The sequence below is a fragment of the Variovorax nivicola genome, from assembly GCF_051216475.1.
In the GTDB taxonomy this organism is placed as follows: Bacteria; Pseudomonadota; Gammaproteobacteria; order Burkholderiales; family Burkholderiaceae_C; genus Variovorax.
In genome coordinates, this window is sequence record NZ_JBPJZK010000005.1 from 47,678 (window position 1) to 66,885 (window position 19,208).

Annotated in this window: 18 protein-coding genes and 1 tRNA gene; 14 read left to right on the forward strand and 5 right to left on the reverse strand. The window is 66.6% G+C overall.

The annotated features are described in order from the left end of the window. Positions 1-26 precede the first annotated feature (26 nt). Complete coding sequence (locus ACSFBF_RS20485; protein WP_435470151.1) at positions 27-1,091, reverse strand: CDP-6-deoxy-delta-3,4-glucoseen reductase; 1,065 nt, start codon at positions 1,089-1,091, stop codon at positions 27-29. A 77-nt stretch (positions 1,092-1,168) separates the two neighbouring features. Here ACSFBF_RS20485 and ACSFBF_RS20490 point away from each other — a divergent pair, with 77 nt between their 5' ends. Then, positions 1,169-2,101, forward strand: a complete 933-nt coding sequence (locus ACSFBF_RS20490; RefSeq protein WP_435470153.1) for an NAD-dependent epimerase/dehydratase family protein — start codon at positions 1,169-1,171, stop codon at positions 2,099-2,101. Positions 2,102-2,231: 130 nt separating this feature from the next. Here ACSFBF_RS20490 and ACSFBF_RS20495 read toward each other — a convergent pair. Continuing rightward, a tRNA-Leu gene (locus ACSFBF_RS20495) sits at positions 2,232-2,316 on the reverse strand. 42 nt (positions 2,317-2,358) lie between these two features. On the opposite strand from ACSFBF_RS20495, the gene cysM reads away from it, so the two are divergent. From cysM to ACSFBF_RS20510, 3 genes are all read left to right on the forward strand, one after another. Then, positions 2,359-3,261, forward strand: a complete 903-nt coding sequence (gene cysM / locus ACSFBF_RS20500; RefSeq protein WP_435470155.1) for a cysteine synthase CysM — start codon at positions 2,359-2,361, stop codon at positions 3,259-3,261. 64 nt (positions 3,262-3,325) lie between these two features. Continuing rightward, positions 3,326-3,901 carry an NUDIX domain-containing protein gene (locus ACSFBF_RS20505; RefSeq protein WP_435470157.1) on the forward strand — a complete coding sequence of 192 codons (576 nt, stop codon included), beginning with the start codon at positions 3,326-3,328 and terminating at the stop codon, positions 3,899-3,901. Beyond that, positions 3,891-4,118 (forward strand): sulfurtransferase TusA family protein, encoded by a 228-nt coding sequence (locus ACSFBF_RS20510; RefSeq protein ID WP_056509850.1) that lies wholly within the window; start codon positions 3,891-3,893, stop codon positions 4,116-4,118. The genes ACSFBF_RS20505 and ACSFBF_RS20510 overlap by 11 nt, the downstream gene beginning before the upstream one ends. An 87-nt stretch (positions 4,119-4,205) precedes the next feature. Here ACSFBF_RS20510 and galU read toward each other — a convergent pair whose 3' ends face one another. Together galU and ACSFBF_RS20520 are read right to left on the reverse strand one after the other, a co-directional pair. Beyond that, a complete protein-coding gene (galU, locus tag ACSFBF_RS20515; RefSeq protein WP_435470159.1) occupies positions 4,206-5,096 on the reverse strand; it encodes a UTP--glucose-1-phosphate uridylyltransferase GalU in 891 nt (296 codons plus the stop codon). A 96-nt stretch (positions 5,097-5,192) separates the two neighbouring features. Beyond that, the gene (locus tag ACSFBF_RS20520; RefSeq protein WP_435470161.1) at positions 5,193-8,072 is read right to left on the reverse strand and encodes a valine--tRNA ligase; all 2,880 of its coding nucleotides are present in this window, start codon (positions 8,070-8,072) and stop codon (positions 5,193-5,195) included. Between the two features lie 106 nt (positions 8,073-8,178). On the opposite strand from ACSFBF_RS20520, the gene yaaA reads away from it, so the two are divergent. The 10 genes from yaaA to ACSFBF_RS20570 all read left to right on the forward strand — a co-directional run bounded on the left by yaaA (position 8,179) and on the right by ACSFBF_RS20570 (position 17,832). Further along, positions 8,179-8,961 (forward strand): peroxide stress protein YaaA, encoded by a 783-nt coding sequence (yaaA, locus tag ACSFBF_RS20525; protein ID WP_435470163.1) that lies wholly within the window; start codon positions 8,179-8,181, stop codon positions 8,959-8,961. Then, on the forward strand, positions 8,961-9,803 hold the full coding sequence (locus ACSFBF_RS20530) for a 2OG-Fe(II) oxygenase (protein WP_435470165.1): 843 nt from the start codon (positions 8,961-8,963) through the stop codon (positions 9,801-9,803). Before yaaA ends, ACSFBF_RS20530 begins: the two co-directional genes overlap by 1 nt. 19 nt (positions 9,804-9,822) lie before the next feature. Further along, positions 9,823-10,734 (forward strand): alpha/beta fold hydrolase, encoded by a 912-nt coding sequence (locus ACSFBF_RS20535; RefSeq protein ID WP_435470167.1) that lies wholly within the window; start codon positions 9,823-9,825, stop codon positions 10,732-10,734. After that, the gene (queF, locus tag ACSFBF_RS20540) at positions 10,731-11,600 is read left to right on the forward strand and encodes an NADPH-dependent 7-cyano-7-deazaguanine reductase QueF (protein WP_435470169.1); all 870 of its coding nucleotides are present in this window, start codon (positions 10,731-10,733) and stop codon (positions 11,598-11,600) included. Before ACSFBF_RS20535 ends, queF begins: the two co-directional genes overlap by 4 nt. 116 nt (positions 11,601-11,716) lie before the next feature. Next, positions 11,717-12,646, forward strand: a complete 930-nt coding sequence (locus ACSFBF_RS20545) for an SDR family NAD(P)-dependent oxidoreductase (RefSeq protein ID WP_435470170.1) — start codon at positions 11,717-11,719, stop codon at positions 12,644-12,646. Between the two features lie 79 nt (positions 12,647-12,725). After that, complete coding sequence (locus ACSFBF_RS20550; RefSeq protein WP_435470172.1) at positions 12,726-13,616, forward strand: LysR family transcriptional regulator; 891 nt, start codon at positions 12,726-12,728, stop codon at positions 13,614-13,616. Positions 13,617-13,629: 13 nt separating this feature from the next. Then, entirely contained in the window at positions 13,630-14,517 is an 888-nt protein-coding gene (locus tag ACSFBF_RS20555; RefSeq protein WP_097199882.1) for a LysR family transcriptional regulator, read from the forward strand. 99 nt (positions 14,518-14,616) lie between these two features. Continuing rightward, positions 14,617-15,771, forward strand: a complete 1,155-nt coding sequence (locus ACSFBF_RS20560; protein WP_435470174.1) for a mandelate racemase/muconate lactonizing enzyme family protein — start codon at positions 14,617-14,619, stop codon at positions 15,769-15,771. Between the two features lie 36 nt (positions 15,772-15,807). Next, positions 15,808-16,791, forward strand: a complete 984-nt coding sequence (locus tag ACSFBF_RS20565) for a Bug family tripartite tricarboxylate transporter substrate binding protein (protein WP_435470176.1) — start codon at positions 15,808-15,810, stop codon at positions 16,789-16,791. Positions 16,792-17,112: 321 nt separating this feature from the next. Further along, the gene (locus ACSFBF_RS20570) at positions 17,113-17,832 is read left to right on the forward strand and encodes an arylmalonate decarboxylase (RefSeq protein ID WP_435470178.1); all 720 of its coding nucleotides are present in this window, start codon (positions 17,113-17,115) and stop codon (positions 17,830-17,832) included. A gap of 6 nt (positions 17,833-17,838) precedes the next feature. Here the strand turns inward: ACSFBF_RS20570 and ACSFBF_RS20575 are convergent, their stop codons facing one another. Then, entirely contained in the window at positions 17,839-19,200 is a 1,362-nt protein-coding gene (locus ACSFBF_RS20575) for an MmgE/PrpD family protein (RefSeq protein WP_435470180.1), read from the reverse strand. Between the last annotated feature and the right edge of the window lie 8 nt (positions 19,201-19,208).

Sequence of the window (19,208 nt, forward strand, 5' to 3'; positions counted from 1 at the left end):
CTTGGGGATCTTTTTTGGGGTTTGTCTCAGGGAAGGGCCTTGTCGGCCTCTGTGGTGAACGCGTCGGCAAAAAATTCTTCTTCGGGCAGGCCCGCCAGCGCCACGTAGTCGCGCTTGGCCGAGTCGACCACGATCGGTGCGCCGCAGGCATAGACCTGGTGGCCCGACAGGTCGGCGAAGTCTTCGAGCACGGCCTGGTGGACGAAGCCGGTGCGACCGGTCCAGTTGTCTTCGGGCGTGGCGTTGGAGATGACGGGCACGTAGCGCAGGTTCGGCATTTGCGTCATCTGCTCGCGCACCCAGGCGTCCATGTACAGGTCTTCCGGTCGGCGGCCGCCCCAGTAGAGCGTGGCGGGCCGGTCGATGGCCTTGAACTGCATGTGCTCCAGCAGCGCCTTGATTGGCGCGAAGCCCGTGCCCGAGGCCAGCAGGATCATCGGCTTGGCGGAGTCCTCGCGCAGGAAGAAGCTACCGAAGGGGCCTTCGATGCGCAGGATTTCCTTTTCCTTCATCGTGCCGAACACGTGGTCGGTGAACTTGCCGCCGGGCAGGTGCCGCAGGTGCAGCTCGATGCCCGTGCCAGGCTCGCCCAACGTGTGCGGTGCATTGGCCATCGAGTAGCTGCGGCGCGCGCCGTCGCGCAGGATGAACTCCACATACTGGCCGGCGTAGAACTGCAAGGGCTCGCCAGCCGGCAGCTGCAGGCGCACCATCATCACGTCGTGCGACTGGCGCGTCAGGGCCAGCACCCGCACCGGCATCTTGCGGATCGGCAGCGCTCCGGCCTCTGTGACCTGGCGCGATTCGAGCACCACGTCGCTCTTGGCGTGGGCACAGCAGGTCAGCACGTAGCCTGCAAGCTGTTCTTCGGCGCTCAGGGCCTTGCTCTGGTGCGGGCCCAGGGTGACCTCGCCCGAGAGCTTCTTGCACTTGCACGAGCCGCAGGCGCCGTCCTTGCAGCCATAGGGAAGGCCGATGCCCTGGCGGATGCCGGCCGCCAGGATGGTTTCGTCGCCGTGGACCACGAAATGGCGTCCGCTGGGTTCGACGTGGATGGAAAAGCCCGCTTCGTGCGGCGCTGTAGCAGTCATCGGTATTCTTCGAGGGTGAACTCTGCCCGGGTCGTACATAGCCCGGTGAGCAACTGAATTGGGACAGGAACAGGATTTTGCCTTCAATCAATAGCCCCTCCGGCGCTCTGCCAGCGCGTTTCCGGCGCGAACGCCTGCTGATCGTCGGGTGCGGCGACGTCGGCCAGCGCGTGGCGCGCGACCTGCGCGGCCGCATGCAACTGGTGGCGCTCACTTCGTCGGCCGACCGCGTGGGCACCCTGCGCACCGCTGGCATCCGCCCGTTGATGGGCAACTTGGACGACGCGGCCACCCTGCGCCGCTTGGCGGGCATCGCTACCCGGGTGCTGCACCTGGCGCCGCCCGCCCGCGACGGCGCCGCCGCCTGGTGGCGCGACCAGCGCACCACCGCGCTGGCGCGGGCACTGCGGCTGCGGTCGGTGCCTTCCGCCTTCGTCTACGGCTCGACCAGCGGCGTATACGGCGACTGCGGCGGCGCCCGCGTGAACGAAACCCGCGGCGTGCGCCCCGCCACCCCACGCTCCCACCGCCGCGTGGATGCCGAGCGTGCCGTGCGCTGGCTGGGCCGCAGCGCGGGCGTGCGTGCCACCATCCTGCGCATTCCGGGCATCTACGCCCCCGACCGCGAAAACGGCACGCCGCGCGGCCGCCTGCAGCGCGGCACGCCCGTGCTGCGGCACGAAGACGACGTCTACACCAGCCACATCCACGCCGACGACCTCGCGCGCGCCTGCGTGGCCGCGCTGTTCCGCGGCAAGCCGCAGCGCATCGTGCATGCCTCGGACGACACTGAACTGCGCATGGGCGACTACATAGACCTGGCGGCCGACCTCTACGGCATGCCCCGCCCGCCGCGAGTGGCCCGCGGCGAGGCCGAGCGGCAACTGCCGCTGCAACTGCTGAGTTTCATGGGGGAATCGCGCCGGCTGGACAACACCCGGCTGAAGCGCGAGTTGCGGGTGCGGCTGGCGCACCCCACGGTACACACCGGCCTGCGCGAGCCGGCATAAGAAAGGGACTGAGGCAGGGCCCATTCCAGGGACACCGCGGAACCGGCTTTGCCGGGCCGCCGGTGTCGCCCCCGGTAGGGGGTAGGCGTAGCGACACGAAGTGCGCGAAGCCTGGGGGCGAGCAAAAGTGTGGTGCCCGGGGCCGGAATCGAACCGGCACACCTTTCGGTGGGGGATTTTGAGTCCCCTGCGTCTACCAATTTCACCACCCGGGCAGGGTTCTGAACGAAGCCCAAAATTATGGCACAGTGGCTGCCATGAATTATCCGACGATCGAAGACGCCATTGGCAAGACCCCCCTGGTCGCACTGCAACGCATCAATGCCGCAGAAAACGCCAAGCGCGGCAACGTGATTCTCGGCAAGCTCGAGGGCAACAATCCCGCCGGTTCGGTGAAAGACCGGCCGGCCCTCTCGATGATCAGGCGCGCCGAGGAGCGCGGCGAGATCAAGCCCGGCGACACCCTGATCGAAGCCACCTCCGGCAACACCGGCATCGCCTTGGCCATGGCCGCGGCCATCAAGGGCTACCGCATGGTGCTCATCATGCCGGAGGACCTCTCCGTGGAGCGCGCCCAGACCATGAAGGCTTTCGGCGCCGAACTCGTGCTCACGCCCAAGAGCGGCGGCATGGAATACGCGCGCGACCTCGCCGAGCAGATGGTCGCGCAGGGCAAGGGTCGGGTGCTCGACCAGTTCGCCAACCCCGACAACCCGCGCATCCACTACGAGACCACCGGCCCCGAGATCTGGGCCGACACCAAGGGCAAGGTCACGCACTTCGTGAGCGCCATGGGCACCACCGGCACCATCACCGGCGTCTCGCGCTTCCTCAAAGAAAAGAACCCGGCAGTGCGCATCATCGGCGCGCAGCCGGCCGAAGGCTCGCGCATTCCGGGCATTCGCAAATGGCCTGCCGAATACATGCCGAAGATCTTCGACCCGAGCCGGGTCGACGAAGAAATCAGCGTGAGCCAGGACGACGCGGAAGAAATGTGCCGGCGCCTCGCGCGCGAAGAGGGCATCTTCGGCGGCATCTCGGCCGCAGGTGCGTTGTGGGCTGCGCTCGAAGTGGCGAAGACGGTCGACAACGCCACCATCGTGTTCGTGGTCTGCGACCGGGGCGACCGCTACCTCTCGACCGGCGTCTTCCCCGCATAAGCAACGACCGGCAGCAGCGCCTGCTCAAGGCGCTCAGGCAGCCACAAAAAAGAAAAGAGACCCCATGCCCCATCCCAAGTTCTGCCAGGTCTGTGCCACGCCGCTCGAATGGATCGCGTTGATGGAAGACGGCGGCCCCAAGGAGCGCCTGCGCTGCCCCAACTGCGGCCACACGCACTGGAACAACCCGACTCCGGTGCTTGCGGCCATCGTCGAGTACCGCGGCCAGGTGCTGCTGGCGCGCAATGCGGCATGGCCGTTCAAGATGTATGCGCTGATCACAGGCTTCATGGAAGCCGGCGAGACGCCCGAGGAAGGCGTTGCGCGCGAGGTGAAAGAAGAAACCAACCTCGACGTCAGCGCCACCAAGCTCGTCGGTGCATACGACTTCCAGCGCATGAACCAGATCATCATCGCGTACCACGTGGTGGCTGATGGCGAAGTGAAGCTCTCGCCCGAACTGGTCGACTATCGCCTCTACGACCTGCCCGATCTCAAGTGCTGGCCCGCCGGCACCGGCTATGCGCTGGCCGACTGGTTGCGTACGCGCGGGCACGAGCCCGTGTTCTTCACTGCCGCGGAAAACGAAGAGCGCCGCCGCGGCCTCAACCTGCCGCCGGAGCCAGGCAATGCAAGTTGACCGCGAGCTCGACACGCGAGGGCTGAACTGCCCGCTGCCCATTCTCAAGGCGAAGAAATCGCTCAACGAGATGGCGAGCGGGCAACTGCTGAAGGTGGTGTCGACCGATCCGGGATCGATCCGCGACTTCCAGGCCTTTGCGCGCCAGACGGGCAACGAGCTGATGGAGCAGGAAACTGTCGGCAGCGACTTCATCCACGTGTTGAAGCGCCGCTGACGAAGCAAGAGAAACAAAAGAAAAAGGGCCGCTGTTGCGGCCCTTTGTTCGTGATGGTGGAACCTCGAAGCAGAGGCACCTGCGCAATTACAGCTTCAGGCTCTTGAGGTATTCGCGGAACTCCGCGCCCACTTCGGGATGCGCCAGCGCCAGTTCCACCGACGCCTGCAGAAAGCCTTCCTTGCTGCCGCAGTCGTACCGGATGCCCTTGTACGAATAGGCGTAGACCGATTCCTTCTTCATCAGCGCCGCGATGCCGTCGGTCAGCTGGATCTCGCCGCCCGCGCCCTTGGGCTGGTTGCGGATCTCGTCGAACACGCCCGGCGTGAGGATGTAGCGGCCCGCCACGCCCAGGCGCGAGGGCGCGTCTTCGGGCTTCGGCTTCTCGACCATGCGGTTGACCTTTATCAGGCCTTCTTCGACCACGTCGCCGGCCACGATGCCGTAGCGCTTGACGTGCGCGAGCGGCACTTCCTGCACTGCCAGCAGCGAGCCGCCGAGGCGGGCGAAGGCAGCGGTCATCTGCGCCAGCACGGGCTCGCCGCCATCGGGGCCGACCATCAGGTCGTCCGCCAGCAGCACGGCAAAAGGTTCGTTGCCCACCAGGTGTTCGGCGCACAGCACCGCATGGCCCAGGCCCAGCATGCGCGGCTGACGCACGTACGAGCAGGTCATGTCGTCGGGCATGACCGAACGCGCGATGTTCAGCAGGGCGGTCTTGCCGCTGGCCTCGAGCTGGCTTTCGAGTTCGTAGGCGGTGTCGTAGTGATCCTCGATGGCGCGCTTGTTACGGCCGGTCACGAAGATCATGTCGCGGATGCCCGCGGCATACGCCTCTTCGACGGCGTACTGGATCAGCGGCTTGTCGACCACCGGCAGCATTTCCTTGGGCTGTGCCTTGGTGGCTGGCAAGAAGCGAGTACCAAAGCCTGCAACGGGGAATACGGCCTTGCGGATGCGGGTCGAGGAAGTGGACATGGGCAGCTCAGCGTCTTTCTTGAAGAGGGGAGTTAGGAGGCGCAGCGGCGCGCAGCCGCTCTTGGAATCCTAAACGCCTTCAAAGCCCTGCGTCTGTCAGCCGAGGCGCACAAGCTGGTCGCGCAAACGCTCCAGCATGGCCGTGAAGTCAGTCAGACGTTTACGTTCCTGCTCGATCACGGCCGGCGGAGCCTTCGCGACGAAGGCTTCGTTGCCGAGCTTGCCGTGCACCTTGGCGATCTCGCCTTCGATGCGCGCGATTTCCTTGCCGATGCGAACTTTCTCCGCAGCCTTGTCGATCTCCATGTGCAGGCACAGGCGCGCAGCACCCACCACCGCCACCGGCGCCGCTTCGGCCGCGGCCGACCACGAGGCCTCGTCGTCGAAGACCTTCACTTCCTTCAGCTTGCCGAGCGCCTGCAGCACCGGCGCCGATTCGCGCAGGAAGGCCGCGCCTTCGGCATCGTCGGCCACTGCGTAGAGCGGCAGACGTGTGGCGGGCGAAACATTCATCTCGCCGCGCAGCGTGCGGCACGCATCGACCAGCGCCTTCAGCCGCGCCACATGCGCCTCGGCCGCTTCATCGATCTTCTCCGGCTGGCTCTTCGGATAGGCCGCGATCATGATCGACTCGCCCTCACGTCCTGCAACCTTCGACACCTTCTGCCACAGCTCTTCCGTGATGAACGGAATCACCGGGTGTGCAAGGCGCAGCAGCGTCTCGAGCACGCGGATCAGCGTGCGGCGCGTGGCGCGTTTTTGCGAATCGTCGCCGGTCTGGATCTGCACCTTGGCGATTTCCAGGTACCAGTCGCAGAACTCGTCCCAGGCGAACTGGTAGATCGCATTGGCCACGTTGTCGAGGCGGTACTCCTCGAAGCCCTTGGCCACCTCGGCCTCCACGCGCTGCAGCTGCGACACGATCCAGTAGTCGGCGCGGCTGAACTTCAGGTAGCCGTGCGCAGGCCCGCCGACCTTGCACTCTTCCTTCGTGTGTTCCAGCAGGCCGCAGTCCTGGCCTTCGCAATTCATCAGCACGAAGCGCGTGGCGTTCCACAGCTTGTTGCAGAAGTTGCGATAACCCTCGCAGCGTTTCGAATCGAAATTGATGTTGCGGCCCAGCGAGGCCAGCGAAGCGAAGGTAAAGCGCAGCGCGTCGGCACCGAATGCCGGAATGCCATCCGGAAACTCCTTCTGCGTGTTCTTGCGCACCGCAGGCGCCGTCTCGGGCTTGCGCAGGCCTTGCGCGCGCTTGTCGAGCAGCTCAGGCAGCTCGATGCCATCGATCAGGTCCACCGGGTCGAGTACGTTGCCCTCCGACTTGCTCATCTTCTTGCCCTGCGCGTCGCGCACCAGGCCGTGGATGTACACGTGCTTGAAGGGCACCTTGCCGATGAAGTGCTTGGTCATCATGATCATCCGGGCGACCCAGAAGAAGATGATGTCGTAGCCCGTCACCAGCACCGTGGAGGGCAGGTACAGGTCGAGGTCCTGCGTCTTCGCGGGCCAGCCCAGCGAAGAGAAGGGCACCAGCGCCGCCGAGTACCAGGTGTCGAGCACGTCCTCGTCGCGCACGAGCTTCTTGCCCGGCGCCTTGGCCTGTGCGTCGGCCTCGTTCTCGGCCACGTACACGTTGCCTTCCTCGTCGTACCAGGCCGGGATCTGGTGGCCCCACCACAGCTGGCGGGAGATGGTCCAGTCCTGGATGTTCTCCATCCAGTGGTTGTAGGTGTTGACCCAGTTCTCGGGCACGAAGCGCACTTCGCCCGACTTCACCACGTCGATGGCCTTCTGCGCGATCGACTGGCCGTCGGCGCCGGGGCGCGTCATGGCCACGTACCACTGGTCGGTGAGCATCGGCTCGACGATGGCGCCCGAGCGCGCGCAGCGCGGCACCATCAGCTTGTGCTTCTTCACCTCGACGAGCAGGCCCAGCGCGTCGAGGTCGGCCACGATGGCCTTGCGCGCCACGAAGCGATCGAGGCCGCGGTATTTTTCGGGTGCGTTGTCGTTGATGGTCGCGTCGAGCGTGAGCACGCCGATCATCTCGAGCTTGTGGCGCTGGCCGACGGCGTAGTCGTTGTAGTCATGGGCGGGCGTGACCTTCACCACGCCCGTGCCGAACTCCTTGTCGACGTAGTCGTCGGCAATGATCGGAATCAGCCGGTCCACCAGCGGCAGCTTCACGCGCTGACCGATCAGGTGCTTGTAGCGTTCGTCTTCCGGGTGAACCATCACGGCCGTGTCGCCGAGCATGGTTTCGGGCCGGGTGGTGGCCACGGTCAGCGTGCCGCTGCCGTCTTCCAGCGGGTAGGCGATGTGCCAGAGCGAGCCGTCTTCTTCTTCGCTCTCGACTTCGAGGTCGCTCACCGAGGTCTTGAGCACCGGGTCCCAGTTGCCCAGGCGCTTGCCGCGGTAGATCAGGCCTTCTTCATACAGCTTCACGAAGGTCTGCGTCACGACCGCCGAGAGGTCGTCATCCATCGTGAAGTATTCGCGGCTCCAGTCCACCGTGTCGCCCATGCGGCGCATCTGCTCGGTGATGGTGTTGCCCGACTTTTCTTTCCACTCCCACACGCGCGCGACGAAGTTCTTGCGGCCCAGGTCGTGGCGGCTGACCTTCTGCTCCTGCAGCTGGCGCTCCACCACGATCTGCGTTGCGATGCCGGCGTGGTCGGTGCCCGGCACCCACAGCGTGTTGTCGCCCTTCATGCGGTGGTACCGCGTGAGGCTGTCCATGATCGTCTGGTTGAACGCATGGCCCATATGCAGCGTGCCCGTCACGTTGGGCGGCGGCAGCTGGATCGCGAACGACTCGGCGCCTTCCTTGGGTTGCTGCGTGCCGCGGAAGCCCGCCTTGGCATAGCCGCGCTTTTCCCATTCCGGGCCCCAGTGCGCCTCGATGGCGGCGGGTTCGAACGATTTCGACAGGCTATCGAGGCCGGGCTGGGCGGAAGGGGTGATGGGTTCGCTCATGGGAAATGCAGAACGGCCCTTCAGGGAGCCGTTGGGGGGCAGGGTGGGATAGCCCACGATTTTACCGGGGCCGCCTGGCGTCACGGCAGCCACTGATAATTCCGGGATGCTCTTCCTGCTTTCCCCTGCAAAGTCGCTCGATTACGACACCCCGGTCCCCTCCGAACTCCCTGCCACCCAACCCCATTTCGAATCCCCGCGCGGCCCCTCGGTCGAACTGATCAAGCTGCTGCGCGAGAAGTCGCCCCAGCAGATTTCCGAGCTCATGCACCTTTCGGACAAGCTCTCGGCCCTGAACGTGGCCCGCTACGAGGCATGGTCCAGCAAGAGCAGCGCGAAGAACGCCCGCCAGGCCGCTTTCGCCTTCGACGGCGACGTCTACGGCGGCCTCGACGCCCGCACCCTCACCAGGGCGCAGCTCGACTGGGCACAAGACCACGTCTGCATCCTCAGCGGCCTCTACGGCCTGCTGCGCCCGCTCGACCTGCTGCAGCCCTACCGCCTCGAAATGGGCACCTCGCTGGCCAACCGCCACGGCAAGGACCTGTACGCCTTCTGGGGCTCGCGCATTGCCGAGCACCTGAACGAGCGCCTCGCGGCCGACCGTACCCCGGTGGTCGTCAACGTCGCCTCGCAGGAGTACTTCAAGTCGGTCGACAAAAAGGTGCTCAAGGCCCGTGTGGTCGAATGCGTGTTCGAGGAGTGGAAGGGCGACAAGTACAAGATCGTGAGCTTCTTTGCCAAGCGCGCCCGCGGGCTGCTGGCGCGCTGGGCCGTGCAGCACAAGGCGGCCACGCCCAAGGCACTGGAAAAGTTCGACCTCGAGGGTTATGGTTTCGACGCTCAGGTATCGACAGCCGAAAGGCTGGTGTTCAGGAGAAAAGTCTGATGTCCCAACCAATCAGTCCGGAACTGCGCGAGTGGCTGGTGGCCCAGCTCGCGGCCGGGCACTCGGTGCCGGCGCTGCGTGCGTCCATGCGCGCGGCCGGCTGGCACGATGCCGCCGCAGACACGGCGCTGGCCCAGCTCGAAGCCGGCTTCCCCAACGTGGAGGTGGCCCTGCCGCCCGTGCACACAGAAATGCCCGGCCCCGACCTCGACGGCGCGCCGCTGCACCTCGACGCCGGCGACCGCCGCGTGCAGGTGCTGCAGACCATGCGGCATCCGCGCGTCATCGTCTTCGGCAACCTGCTGTCGGCCGAGGAGTGCGAAGGCTTGATCGCCGCCGCGCGCGTGCGGCTCGCGCGCTCGCTCACCGTCGAGACGCGCACTGGCGGCGAGGTGCTGAACGTCGACCGCACCAGCGACGGCATGTTCTTCGAGCGCGGCGAGAACGAGATCGTCGCGCGCCTGGAGCAGCGCATCGCGATGCTGCTGCGCTGGCCGCTCGAATTCGGCGAAGGCCTGCAGATCCTGCGCTACGCCCCCGGCGCGCAGTACCGCCCGCACTACGACTACTTCGACCCGAACGAGCCGGGCACGCCCACCATCCTCAAGCGCGGCGGCCAGCGCGTTGCCACGCTCGTGATGTACCTGCAGGAGCCCGAAGGCGGCGGCGCCACCACTTTCCCCGACGTGGGCCTCGAAGTGGCGCCCGTGCGCGGCACCGGCGTGTTCTTCAGCTACGACCGGCCCGACCCCGTCACCCGCACCCTGCACGGCGGCGCGCCGGTGCTGGCGGGCGAGAAGTGGGTTGCCACCAAGTGGCTGCGCGAGCGCGAATTCAAGTAGATAAGTAGACAAGGAACCGATGAAAGTCACCGCCAACGGGCTGCAGATCGAAGTCGACGACACCGGAGGCGAGGGACGCCCCGTCATCCTGCTCATCATGGGCCTGGGCATGCAGCTGGTGGCCTGGCCCACCGGCTTCGTGCAGCAACTGGTGGAGGCGGGTTTTCGCGTGGTGCGCCACGACAACCGCGACATCGGCCTGAGCCAGGGCTTCGACCACGCGGGCGTCGGCAACCTAGTGTGGGAAACGATTCGCCACCGCCTCGGCCTGAAGGTGCGCTCGGCCTACACCCTGCAGGACATGACCCTCGATTCGCTCGGCGTGCTCGACGCGCTGGGCATCGACAAGGCCCACATCGTCGGCGCCTCCATGGGCGGCATGATCGCCCAGCGCCTGGCCGCCACCGCGCCGCAGCGCGCGACCAGCCTCGTGAGCATCATGAGTTCGAGCGGTGCGCGCGGCTTGCCCGGCCCGCGCCGCGAAGTCACCTCCATGCTCATGCGCCGTCCGTCGGGCAGCAGTGAGGCCGAGCTGGTCGCGCACAGCATCAAGCTGCTGCGGCTCATCCAGAGCCCCGCCTACCCGCAGACCGACGAAGAACTGGCCGAGCGCCTCACCTTCGGCATGCGGCGCTCGTACCACCCGGCCGGCCTGATGCGGCAGATGCTGCCCATCGGCGCCGATGCCGACCGCCCCCAGGTGCTGCCGCGCATCCAGTCGCCCACGCTGGTGCTGCATGGCGATGCCGATGCGCTCGTGCCCATCGCCTGCGGCGAGGACACGGCCAAACGCATTCCGGGCTCGAAATTCGTCCCCGTTCCCGGCATGGGCCATGACCTGCCGCCCGAGGTGTGCACCATCCTCGCCCAGCACATTGCTCCGTTCGCACACGCGGCCGAAGCCAGAGAAGCCAGAGAAGTCACACCATGAGCCACGATCCGACGAACCCCAACACGCCCGAGCAATCGCAGCTCGGCCGCGCCTCGGCCTATGCCGACCACTACGACCCCACGCTGCTCTTTCCCATTGCGCGCGCCACGCAGCGCGAGGCCATGGGCATCAAGACCGGCGCGCTGCCTTTCTTCGGCGCCGACCTCTGGAGCGCCTTCGAAGTGAGCTGGCTCAACCTGCGCGGCAAGCCGCAGCTGGCCATCGCGCACTTCACCATTCCGTGCGAGACGCCCAACATCATCGAGAGCAAGAGCTTCAAGCTCTATCTCAACAGCTTCAACAACAGCCAGTTCGCGAGCATCGACGAGGTGCGCGAGCGCCTGCGCGCCGACTTGTCGGAGGCCGCATGGCGCGGCAGTGACCAGTCGGCCGGCATCGGCGTGAAGCTGCTGGCGCCCGACATGTTCGACCGCGAGCCGGTGCACGAACTCGACGGCCTCGACCTCGACCGCCTCGACATCGAGTGCACCCACTACCAGCCCGCGCCCGAACTGCTGAGCAGCGACACCACGCAGGTGCACGTGAACGAAACCCTCACCAGCCGCCTGCTCAAGAGCAACTGCCTCGTCACCGGCCAGCCCGACTGGGGCAGCGTGCAGATCCGCTACAGCGGCCCGCCTATTGACCAGGCCGGGCTGCTCGCGTACATCGTGAGCTTTCGCAACCACAACGAATTCCACGAGCCCTGCGCCGAGCGCATGTTCACGGACATCTGGAGCCGCTGCAAGCCGACCAAGCTCATGGTGTATGCGCGCTACACGCGGCGTGGCGGGCTGGACATCAACCCGTTCCGCACGAGCTCGCCGCAGGCGCTGCCTGGGAATATCCGGACGGCGCGGCAGTAGGCCGAAGCTCCCCTTAAGCCCCTCTTCGGAAACCCGAAACCCGCTCCTGCCCCGCCTGTGGCATTCTGAAATTCGCCCGCGAACCCTGCGGGCGAACATCCGGAGCAGAGACAAACATGGTTGAAGGAAAAGTGGTCGTCGTCACGGGCGCGGGCGGCGGCATCGGGCGCGACATTGCGCTGGCCATGGCGGCCCATGGCGCGAAGGTGGTGGTCAACGACATCGGTGCCGCGCTCGATGGTGCACTCGACGCCGAAGGCGGCGGCCCAACCCGCAGTGCTGGCCCGGCCCAGCAGGTGGTCGACGAGATTCGCGCGGCCGGCGGGCAGGCCGTGCCCAACACCGACAACGTGGCCGACGCCGCCAGCGCGGCGCGCATCGTGCAGTGCGCGGTCGACAGCTTCGGGCGCATCGATGTGGTGGTCAACAACGCGGGCATCCTGCGCGACCGCTTCTTCCACAAGATGTCGGTCGACGAGTGGGACTCGGTGCTCAAGGTGCACCTGTACGGCTCCTACTACGTGAGCCGCGCCGCCGCCACGCATTTCAAGGAGCAGAACGCGGGCGCGCTGGTGCACATGACGTCGACCTCGGGCCTCATCGGCAACTTCGGCCAGGCCAACTACTCGGCGGCCAAGCTCGGCATCGTGGCGCTGTCGAAGTCGATTGCGCTCGACATGCAGAAATTCAACGTGCGCTCCAACTGCATCGCACCCTTCGCCTGGAGCCGCATGATCGGCGCCATTCCCACCGACACCGACGAGCAGCGCGCCCGCGTCGACAAGATCAAGCAGATGACGCCCGCCAAGGTCGCGCCGCTCGCGGTGTATCTCGCGAGCGATGCGGCGGGGGCGGTCAACGGGCAAATCTTTTCGGTGCGCAACAACGAGATCTCGCTCATCAGCCAGCCGCGCCCGGTGCGCTCCATTCACCGCTCCGAGGGCTGGACGCCGCAGAGCATTGCCGAGCACGCCATGCCCGCGATGCGCGCCAGCTTCTTCCCGCTGGACCGCTCAGCCGACGTGTTCAGCTGGGACCCGGTCTGAGGACAAACCCGCAAGAGGGTACGTACGGCGCCATTCGCCGGACAATGCACGTTCCCTTCCTCTTTGATGCCCGCGCCCGGTGAACCTGCATTTCGACCTGTTCGACCTGAAACTGTTCGTCTACGTGGCGGACGCGCGCAGCCTCACGCGCGGCGCCGAGAAGGCCTGCATCTCGCTGGCTGCCGCCTCCACCCGCATCAAGCAGATGGAAGAGGCCGTGGGCGGCAAGCTGTTGCACCGCAGTGCGCAGGGCGTGAGTCTCACGGCCGCCGGGCAGGCGGTGCTGTACCACGCCAAGCGCGTGATGCAGCAGATGGAGCACCTGCGCTGCGACATGCAGGACTTCGGCAAGGGCATCAAGGGCCACGTGCGGGTGTTCGCCAACACCACCTCGATCACCGAATACCTGCCGCAGAAGCTGGCCGGCTTTCTCACGCAGCATCCCGCCGTGCAGGTCGACCTGCGCGAGTACCTCAGCGAAGAGATCGTGCGTGCGGTGGCCGATGGCGAGGCCGACATCGGCATCCTGGCCGGCGACGTGCACACGGGCGACTTCGACGCGCGCCCCTTCGGCAGCAATCAGCTCGTGCTGGTCGTGCCCACCACGCACCATCTTGCTGGCGCGCCTTCGGTGGCCTTTGCCGACACGCTCGACGAGCAGCACGTAGGCCTGCACCACGGCAGCGCCATCCACCGCTTCCTGCAGCGCCGCGCGGAGCTGGCGGGCCGGGGCTTCAACCCGCGCATCCAGGTCAGCAGCTTCGAGGCCATCTGCCTGATGATCGAAGCGGGCGTGGGGGTCGGCGTGCTGCCGGCGTCTTCCGCACAGCGGTTGTCGATGGCGATGCGCATCTCGACCGTGGCGCTCAGCGATGCATGGGCCGAGCGCGAGCTGAAGCTGATCGCGCGCAACCGCGAGCAGTTGCCCGCCTCGGCGCGCGAACTGTTCGACCACCTCGTTGCGCATTGAGGGCGCGGCCATCATGTCCGCCGACCTGAAGTCGCTGCGTCTGTTCGTGGCCGTGGCCGACCATGGCAGCATCAGCGAGGGCGCCAAGCGTTGCCACATCGCGCTCGCGGCGGCCAGCAAGCGCATCTCCGATCTCGAAGCCCGCGCCCGGCTGCCGCTACTGGTGCGCCATGCGCGCGGCGTCACGCTCACGTCGGCGGGGCATGGCCTGCTGCTGCATGCGCGCGCAGTGCTCTCGGCGATGGACCGGCTCGGCGCCGAACTGGACGATTTCCAGAACGGCGTGGCGGGCGTGGTCAGCATCACGGCCAATGCATCGACCATCGCGCAGTTTCTGCCGGCGCAGATCGGCTCCTTCCTGCGCCTGCACCCGGTGCTGAAGATCGACCTGCAGGAGCGCGCCAGCACCGAAGTGGTGAAGGCCGTGCAGGCCGGCCTGGCCGACATCGGCGTGATCGAGGGCAACACGCCCGCCGACGGCCTCGAATGCCTGCCCTACCGCAACGACGAGCTGGCCGTGGTGATCGCGCGCGACCACCCGCTGGCGCGGCGCAAGCGCATCGATGTAGACGAAGTGCTGCGCCACGACCATATCGTGGTGCGCGAAGGCACGGCCCTGCACCGCGTGCTGCTGGCCGCCGCGCTGGAGGCGCAGGTGCCGCTCAAGGTGCGCATGCAGGTGGGCAGCTTCGACATGGTGTGCCGTATGGTGGAGCAGGGCGTGGGCATCGGCGTGCTGCCCTATGCGGCCATCCTGCCGCAGCTGCAGATACTGAAGCTGCGCTGCCTGAAGCTCGATGCGCCCTGGGCCATGCGCCGCCACCTGTTGTGCGTGCGCAGGCAGCAAGACCTGACCGTGGCCGCGCGCTCGGTGCTGGAGCACCTCGGCCGGCCAGACTGAGCAAGAGCCTTCGCGCCGCGCGAAGCCTCGCGCCCGCCAAAAACGAATTGTTCTCCCGCGGCCCGCGCGCAAAGATCGCGCAAACCAAAGGAGACACCCTTGAAGATCGTTCGCGTCAGCGCCACGCCGCTGAACATCCCCGTCACCATCGACGTGGTCGGCCTGAACAAGCAGACCTCGCTGTCGCTGTGCCTCATCGAGATCGAGACCGACACCGGCCTCGTCGGCCACGGCATGACAGCCATCACAGAGGAAGAAATCGTCGCCGCAGCCGTGCGCGAAGTGGCCGGCCCTGCACTCATCGGCGAAGACCCGATGGCCACCGAGCGCCTGTGGGAGAAGCTCTATTGGCTGCTCTCGCCGCGCGGCCAGACCGGCTACGCCAGCCACACCATCGCCGCGCTCGACATCGCGCTGTGGGACATCAAGGCCCGCGCGCTGGGCCAGCCGCTGTGGCGCCTGCTCGGTGGTGCGCGCGCCAAGGTGCCGGTCTACGCCACCTTCGGCTTCGGCTTCTTCGAGCGTGACCAGCTCGCGGCCGCCGCGAAGCTGTGGGTCTCGCAGGGCTTCCAGCGCCTGAAGATGACCGTCGGCAACCATGCGCTTGCGCGCCGCGACGAGCCGCGCCCGCTCGACGAAGTCATTGCCGAAGACGTGCGCCGAGTGGCGGCTGTGCGCGAGGCCGTGGGCCCCGACGTGAAGTTGTATGTCGACGCCAACTGCGGCCTCGACCTGTTCCACGCCACCGAACTCGCGCACCGCATCGAGCCCTACGGCATCAGCTTCTTCGAGGAGCCGCTCACGCAGAACGACGTGCGCCAGATGGCCCAGCTGCGTGCACGCACCCGCATTCCGCTCGCCTGCGGCCAGAACGAGGGCCTGGCCTTTCGCTTCCGCGACTTGCTGGTGAACCAAGCGGCCGACGTGCTGCAGCCCAACGTGACCATCTCGGGCGGCTATTCGCAGTGCCTGAAGATCGCGGGCATGGCGCAGGCCTTCAACGTGCCCATCGACAACGGTGGCGCCTGGCCCTTCCACAACATGCATCTGCATGCGGGTGTGTCGAATGGCGGGCTGGTCGAGTACCACTATGTGGCGGTGCAGATGCTCAAGCAGATATTCGACGGCCTGCCAGTGCCCGAGCAGGGCTGGCTCACGCTGCCCGAGACGCCGGGCCTGGGCTTCGCGCCCAACGCCGAGCGCGTGCGAGAGTTGGCGAAGCTGCCGACCTCGCACGGCAAGGGCAAGGCCTGAGCCGCCCTGCGAATCAAAAAATAAAACGGAGACATGATGAAAGCCAGACAAGCGATTCGCGCGGCAATGGCCCTGGGCCTTGCCGGCGCGCTGCTCGCAGCGCCCATGGCCTGGGCCCAGAAGTACCCCGACAAGCCCATCCGCCTCGTGGTCGGCTACTCGGCCGGCGGCGGCGTCGATGCCGCAGCGCGGCTGCTGAGCGCGCGCCTTCCCGCAATACTGGGTCAGCAGGTGATGGTCGAGAACCGCACCGGCGCCACAGGCATCATCGCCGCCGATTTCGTCGCCAAGGCGGCGCCCGATGGCTACACGCTGATGATGGGCGAGAGTGCGCTGCTGATCGCCAAGCTGCTGCAGCCGAAGATCCCGATCGATCCGCTGACCAGCTTCAAGCCGGTGGCGGGCGCGTTCATCGCGCCGCTGATGATTGTCACTGGCAACGACTTTCCCGCGAAGACGCCGGCCGAACTGGTCGCGCAGCTCAAGGCGAATCCAGGCCGCTTCTCTTTCGGCACCTCGGGCGTGGGCACCGTGCAGCACCTGGGCTTCGAGATGCTCAAGCAGTCCACCGGCAGCCTGGCGGTGCATGTGCCGTACCGCGGCGCCGCGCAGATCGTGCCCGACGTGATCGGCGGGCAGATTCCCATCGGCGTGGTGAGTGCCACGGCCGGCATGGCGCAGGCCAAGGCGGGCAAGCTGCGCGCGCTCGCGCTGATGAATACCGCCAAGCTCGAAGGTGTGGAGAGCGTTCCGCCGCTGGCCGATGCGGTGCCGGGCTTCGACGTGGCGCCGCGCATCTTCGTGCTTGCACCGGCCGGGACACCGAACGAGATTGTCGAAAAGCTTTCGGCGGCTGTGAAGGCGGTGCTCGATACGCCCGAGGCCGTCGCTGCCGCCGCTGCACAAGGCACGCTGCGCGCTTACGTCACGCCGGCCCAGCTTGGCAAGGACATGGCCGAGGAGACTGCGCGCTGGAAACGCATCATTGCCGAGCAGCACATCGTGGCGGAAGGGAACTAGGGTGAAACCTTGCCCTTCGATTCGCTGCGTTTTTTCGGGGCGCGCTCACGCCGACGGCGTGCTCTGCTCCGCGAATGTCCCCCGGCCTGCGGCCTCCTCCTTTATTTCGCTGCGCAGAGCACACCATCGACGTGATCGATGGACGCAGCGTTTGATCCGGCGGCACAACGACTGCGCCCATGTGCGAATGGCATCGGGTGCTCCCCGCAGCGAAATAAAGGAGGAGGCCGAAGGCCGGGGGACATTCGCGGAGGGGAGTACCCGGTGTCATTCGCACGCACCCCGAACACAAGCAACACATCACTCCACGGAGCCACAGAAATGAAGCAACCCCACTTGGGCCTGATCGTCCCTCCAGCAGCCGGAGAGGTTCCGGTAGACGGCCCGCTGCTCTACGGCGACCGCATCCGATTCAGCGCGCGCGGCCTCGGCCTCGGAGAAATCTCCACGCGCGGCTACACGGAAGTGATCGACTCCGTGGTCGAGAAGGCGTTGGCGCTCAAGGAGGAGGGCGCGAGCGCGGTGTCGCTCATGGGCACATCGCTGAGCTTCTTTCGCGGCGCAGCCTTCAACCGGCAGCTCGAAGCCGAAATGGCGCGCGCCACCGGCTTGCCCTGTACCACGATGAGCAACGCCATCGTCAACGGCCTGCGCCACATGAAGGTGCGGCGCGTGGCAGTGGCCACTGCCTATATCGATGAAGTCAACGTGCACTTGCGAAAGTACCTGGAGCAGAGCGACTTCGAGCCGCTCGCGCTCGAAGGCCTTTCCATCTCCGACGTGCAGGCGGTCGGCAAAGTGCCGACGCGGGAACTGGTCGACCTGTGCGTCAAGGTGTTCGAGGCGCAGCCCGGCGCCGACGGCATCCTCATCTCGTGCGGCGGGCTCGTAACGCTCGACGCTGTTCGCGAGGTCGAAGCCCGCCTGCAGGTGCCCGTCGTGTCCAGCTCGCCCGCTGGCTTCTGGGATCTGGTGCGCACCGCGGGGCTCGATGCGCGTTCGCCGGGCTGGGGGCGGCTCTTCGCCTGGAGCCTCGTCTGAGCCCTTTCAGGCCAACCAGCGTTCCACGCGCGGCGTATCGGCCAGTTGCCAGATGCGCTGGCAGAGCGCCTTTGCTTCGTCAGCCGTTACGCCTTCGCCGTAGTGCGCCAGGCGCTGCATCTTGTCCTCGATCTCCGCGCGGTTCAGGCTGTTGCCGGGATCGCCCTTGGGTTCGTCCACACGGCCTTGCAGCGTGCGGCCGTCGGTCGTCTGCACACTGACCTTGCCGATCCAGCGGGCGGGGTAGGCGGTGTCGACTTCTTCGTCGAGTTGCATTGCCACCTTGTCGCGGAAGGCCGAGACTTCGGGCGCTAGAAAGTCGCGGTCGAACTCGCCGAGGCCCGCGCGGCCATGCACTGCTATCAGGCCCAGTACTGTGCCCATTGAGAACTTGCCCTGGTGCACGGTGGCCGGCACGGTCACGTTGCCCAGCACGTCGATGGCGCCCTGGTGCACGTGCGTGGTCACGTGCGACACATCGGTGGGCTTCAGCTTGTTCTGCGTCATCACCTGCAGCAGCGCGTCGGCGGCGGGGTGGGTGTGGCGGCAGGAGGCGTGGTATTTGAAGGAAGTTTCGGCCAGCGTCCAGCGCGTGCCGAGGCCGTCGGTGAGCTTTGCAGGGTCTGCATCGCTCGACATGCCGACGCCCAGGCCCTGCGCGCCTTCGAGGATCTTCGCCGCGCCGGTGAAGCCGTCCTGCGCGAGGTAGGCCGACATCAGCCCGCTTGCCGCGGCATGCGCGCAGTGCAGTTGCTTGGAGTCGGCCGCGTCACGCAGAAACTCCCACACGCCGGCCGATTGCGTGCCGGCCGAACCGAAGGCGTGCAGCATCTGCTGTGGCGTGAGGTTCAGCAAACGGCCCACCGCAGCGGCGGCTGCGAGCGTGCCCGCAGTCGCGGTCGTGTGGAAGGTCTTGTAGTGCGAGCGGCCGAGGAATTCGCCAACGCGGATGCCCACCTCGTAGCCCGCGACAACAGCGGTCAGCAGTTGTGCGCCGCTTGCGCCAATGCTCTGCGCCACTGCCAGCGCAGGTGCGATGACGACCGCAGCCGGGTGAAACACCGAACCGTTGTGCACGTCGTCCTGCTCCACAAAATGCGAGGCCGCCGCATTGACCAGCGCCGCGAACACCGGCGAGCTGGTGCGGCGCGAAGTCAGTATTTCGCTGGGTCCGTCGGCGGGGCCCATCATCTGCGCGAAGCGTTCGATGCTGCGCACCGGCCGTGCCGTGCGGGCCGCGAGCACTGAGCCCAGCCAGTCGAGCATCAGGTCTTCGGTGCGGCGCAGCACGGGGTTGGGGATGTCTGCGAACTGCAGCTCGGCGGCGAAGGTCGCGAGCACCTTGCTCGGATGGTCGACTGGGTTCATGGCAATGA

Excerpts from the sequence above, each read along its gene's own strand:
- cysM (WP_435470155.1), top strand. The coding sequence starts at position 2,359 with ATGAATTATCCGACGATCGAAGACGCCATTGGCAAGACCCCCCTGGTC.
- ACSFBF_RS20570 (WP_435470178.1), top strand. The coding sequence starts at position 17,113 with ATGAAGCAACCCCACTTGGGCCTGATCGTCCCTCCAGCAGCCGGAGAG.
- galU (WP_435470159.1), bottom strand. The coding sequence starts at position 5,096 with ATGTCCACTTCCTCGACCCGCATCCGCAAGGCCGTATTCCCCGTTGCA.
- ACSFBF_RS20510 (WP_056509850.1), top strand. The coding sequence starts at position 3,891 with ATGCAAGTTGACCGCGAGCTCGACACGCGAGGGCTGAACTGCCCGCTG.
- ACSFBF_RS20565 (WP_435470176.1), top strand. The coding sequence starts at position 15,808 with ATGAAAGCCAGACAAGCGATTCGCGCGGCAATGGCCCTGGGCCTTGCC.
- ACSFBF_RS20545 (WP_435470170.1), top strand. The coding sequence starts at position 11,717 with ATGGTTGAAGGAAAAGTGGTCGTCGTCACGGGCGCGGGCGGCGGCATC.
- ACSFBF_RS20555 (WP_097199882.1), top strand. The coding sequence starts at position 13,630 with ATGTCCGCCGACCTGAAGTCGCTGCGTCTGTTCGTGGCCGTGGCCGAC.
- ACSFBF_RS20485 (WP_435470151.1), bottom strand. The coding sequence starts at position 1,091 with ATGACTGCTACAGCGCCGCACGAAGCGGGCTTTTCCATCCACGTCGAA.
- yaaA (WP_435470163.1), top strand. The coding sequence starts at position 8,179 with ATGCTCTTCCTGCTTTCCCCTGCAAAGTCGCTCGATTACGACACCCCG.
- queF (WP_435470169.1), top strand. The coding sequence starts at position 10,731 with ATGAGCCACGATCCGACGAACCCCAACACGCCCGAGCAATCGCAGCTC.
- ACSFBF_RS20520 (WP_435470161.1), bottom strand. The coding sequence starts at position 8,072 with ATGAGCGAACCCATCACCCCTTCCGCCCAGCCCGGCCTCGATAGCCTG.
- ACSFBF_RS20575 (WP_435470180.1), bottom strand. The coding sequence starts at position 19,200 with ATGAACCCAGTCGACCATCCGAGCAAGGTGCTCGCGACCTTCGCCGCC.
- ACSFBF_RS20530 (WP_435470165.1), top strand. The coding sequence starts at position 8,961 with ATGTCCCAACCAATCAGTCCGGAACTGCGCGAGTGGCTGGTGGCCCAG.
- ACSFBF_RS20535 (WP_435470167.1), top strand. The coding sequence starts at position 9,823 with ATGAAAGTCACCGCCAACGGGCTGCAGATCGAAGTCGACGACACCGGA.
- ACSFBF_RS20505 (WP_435470157.1), top strand. The coding sequence starts at position 3,326 with ATGCCCCATCCCAAGTTCTGCCAGGTCTGTGCCACGCCGCTCGAATGG.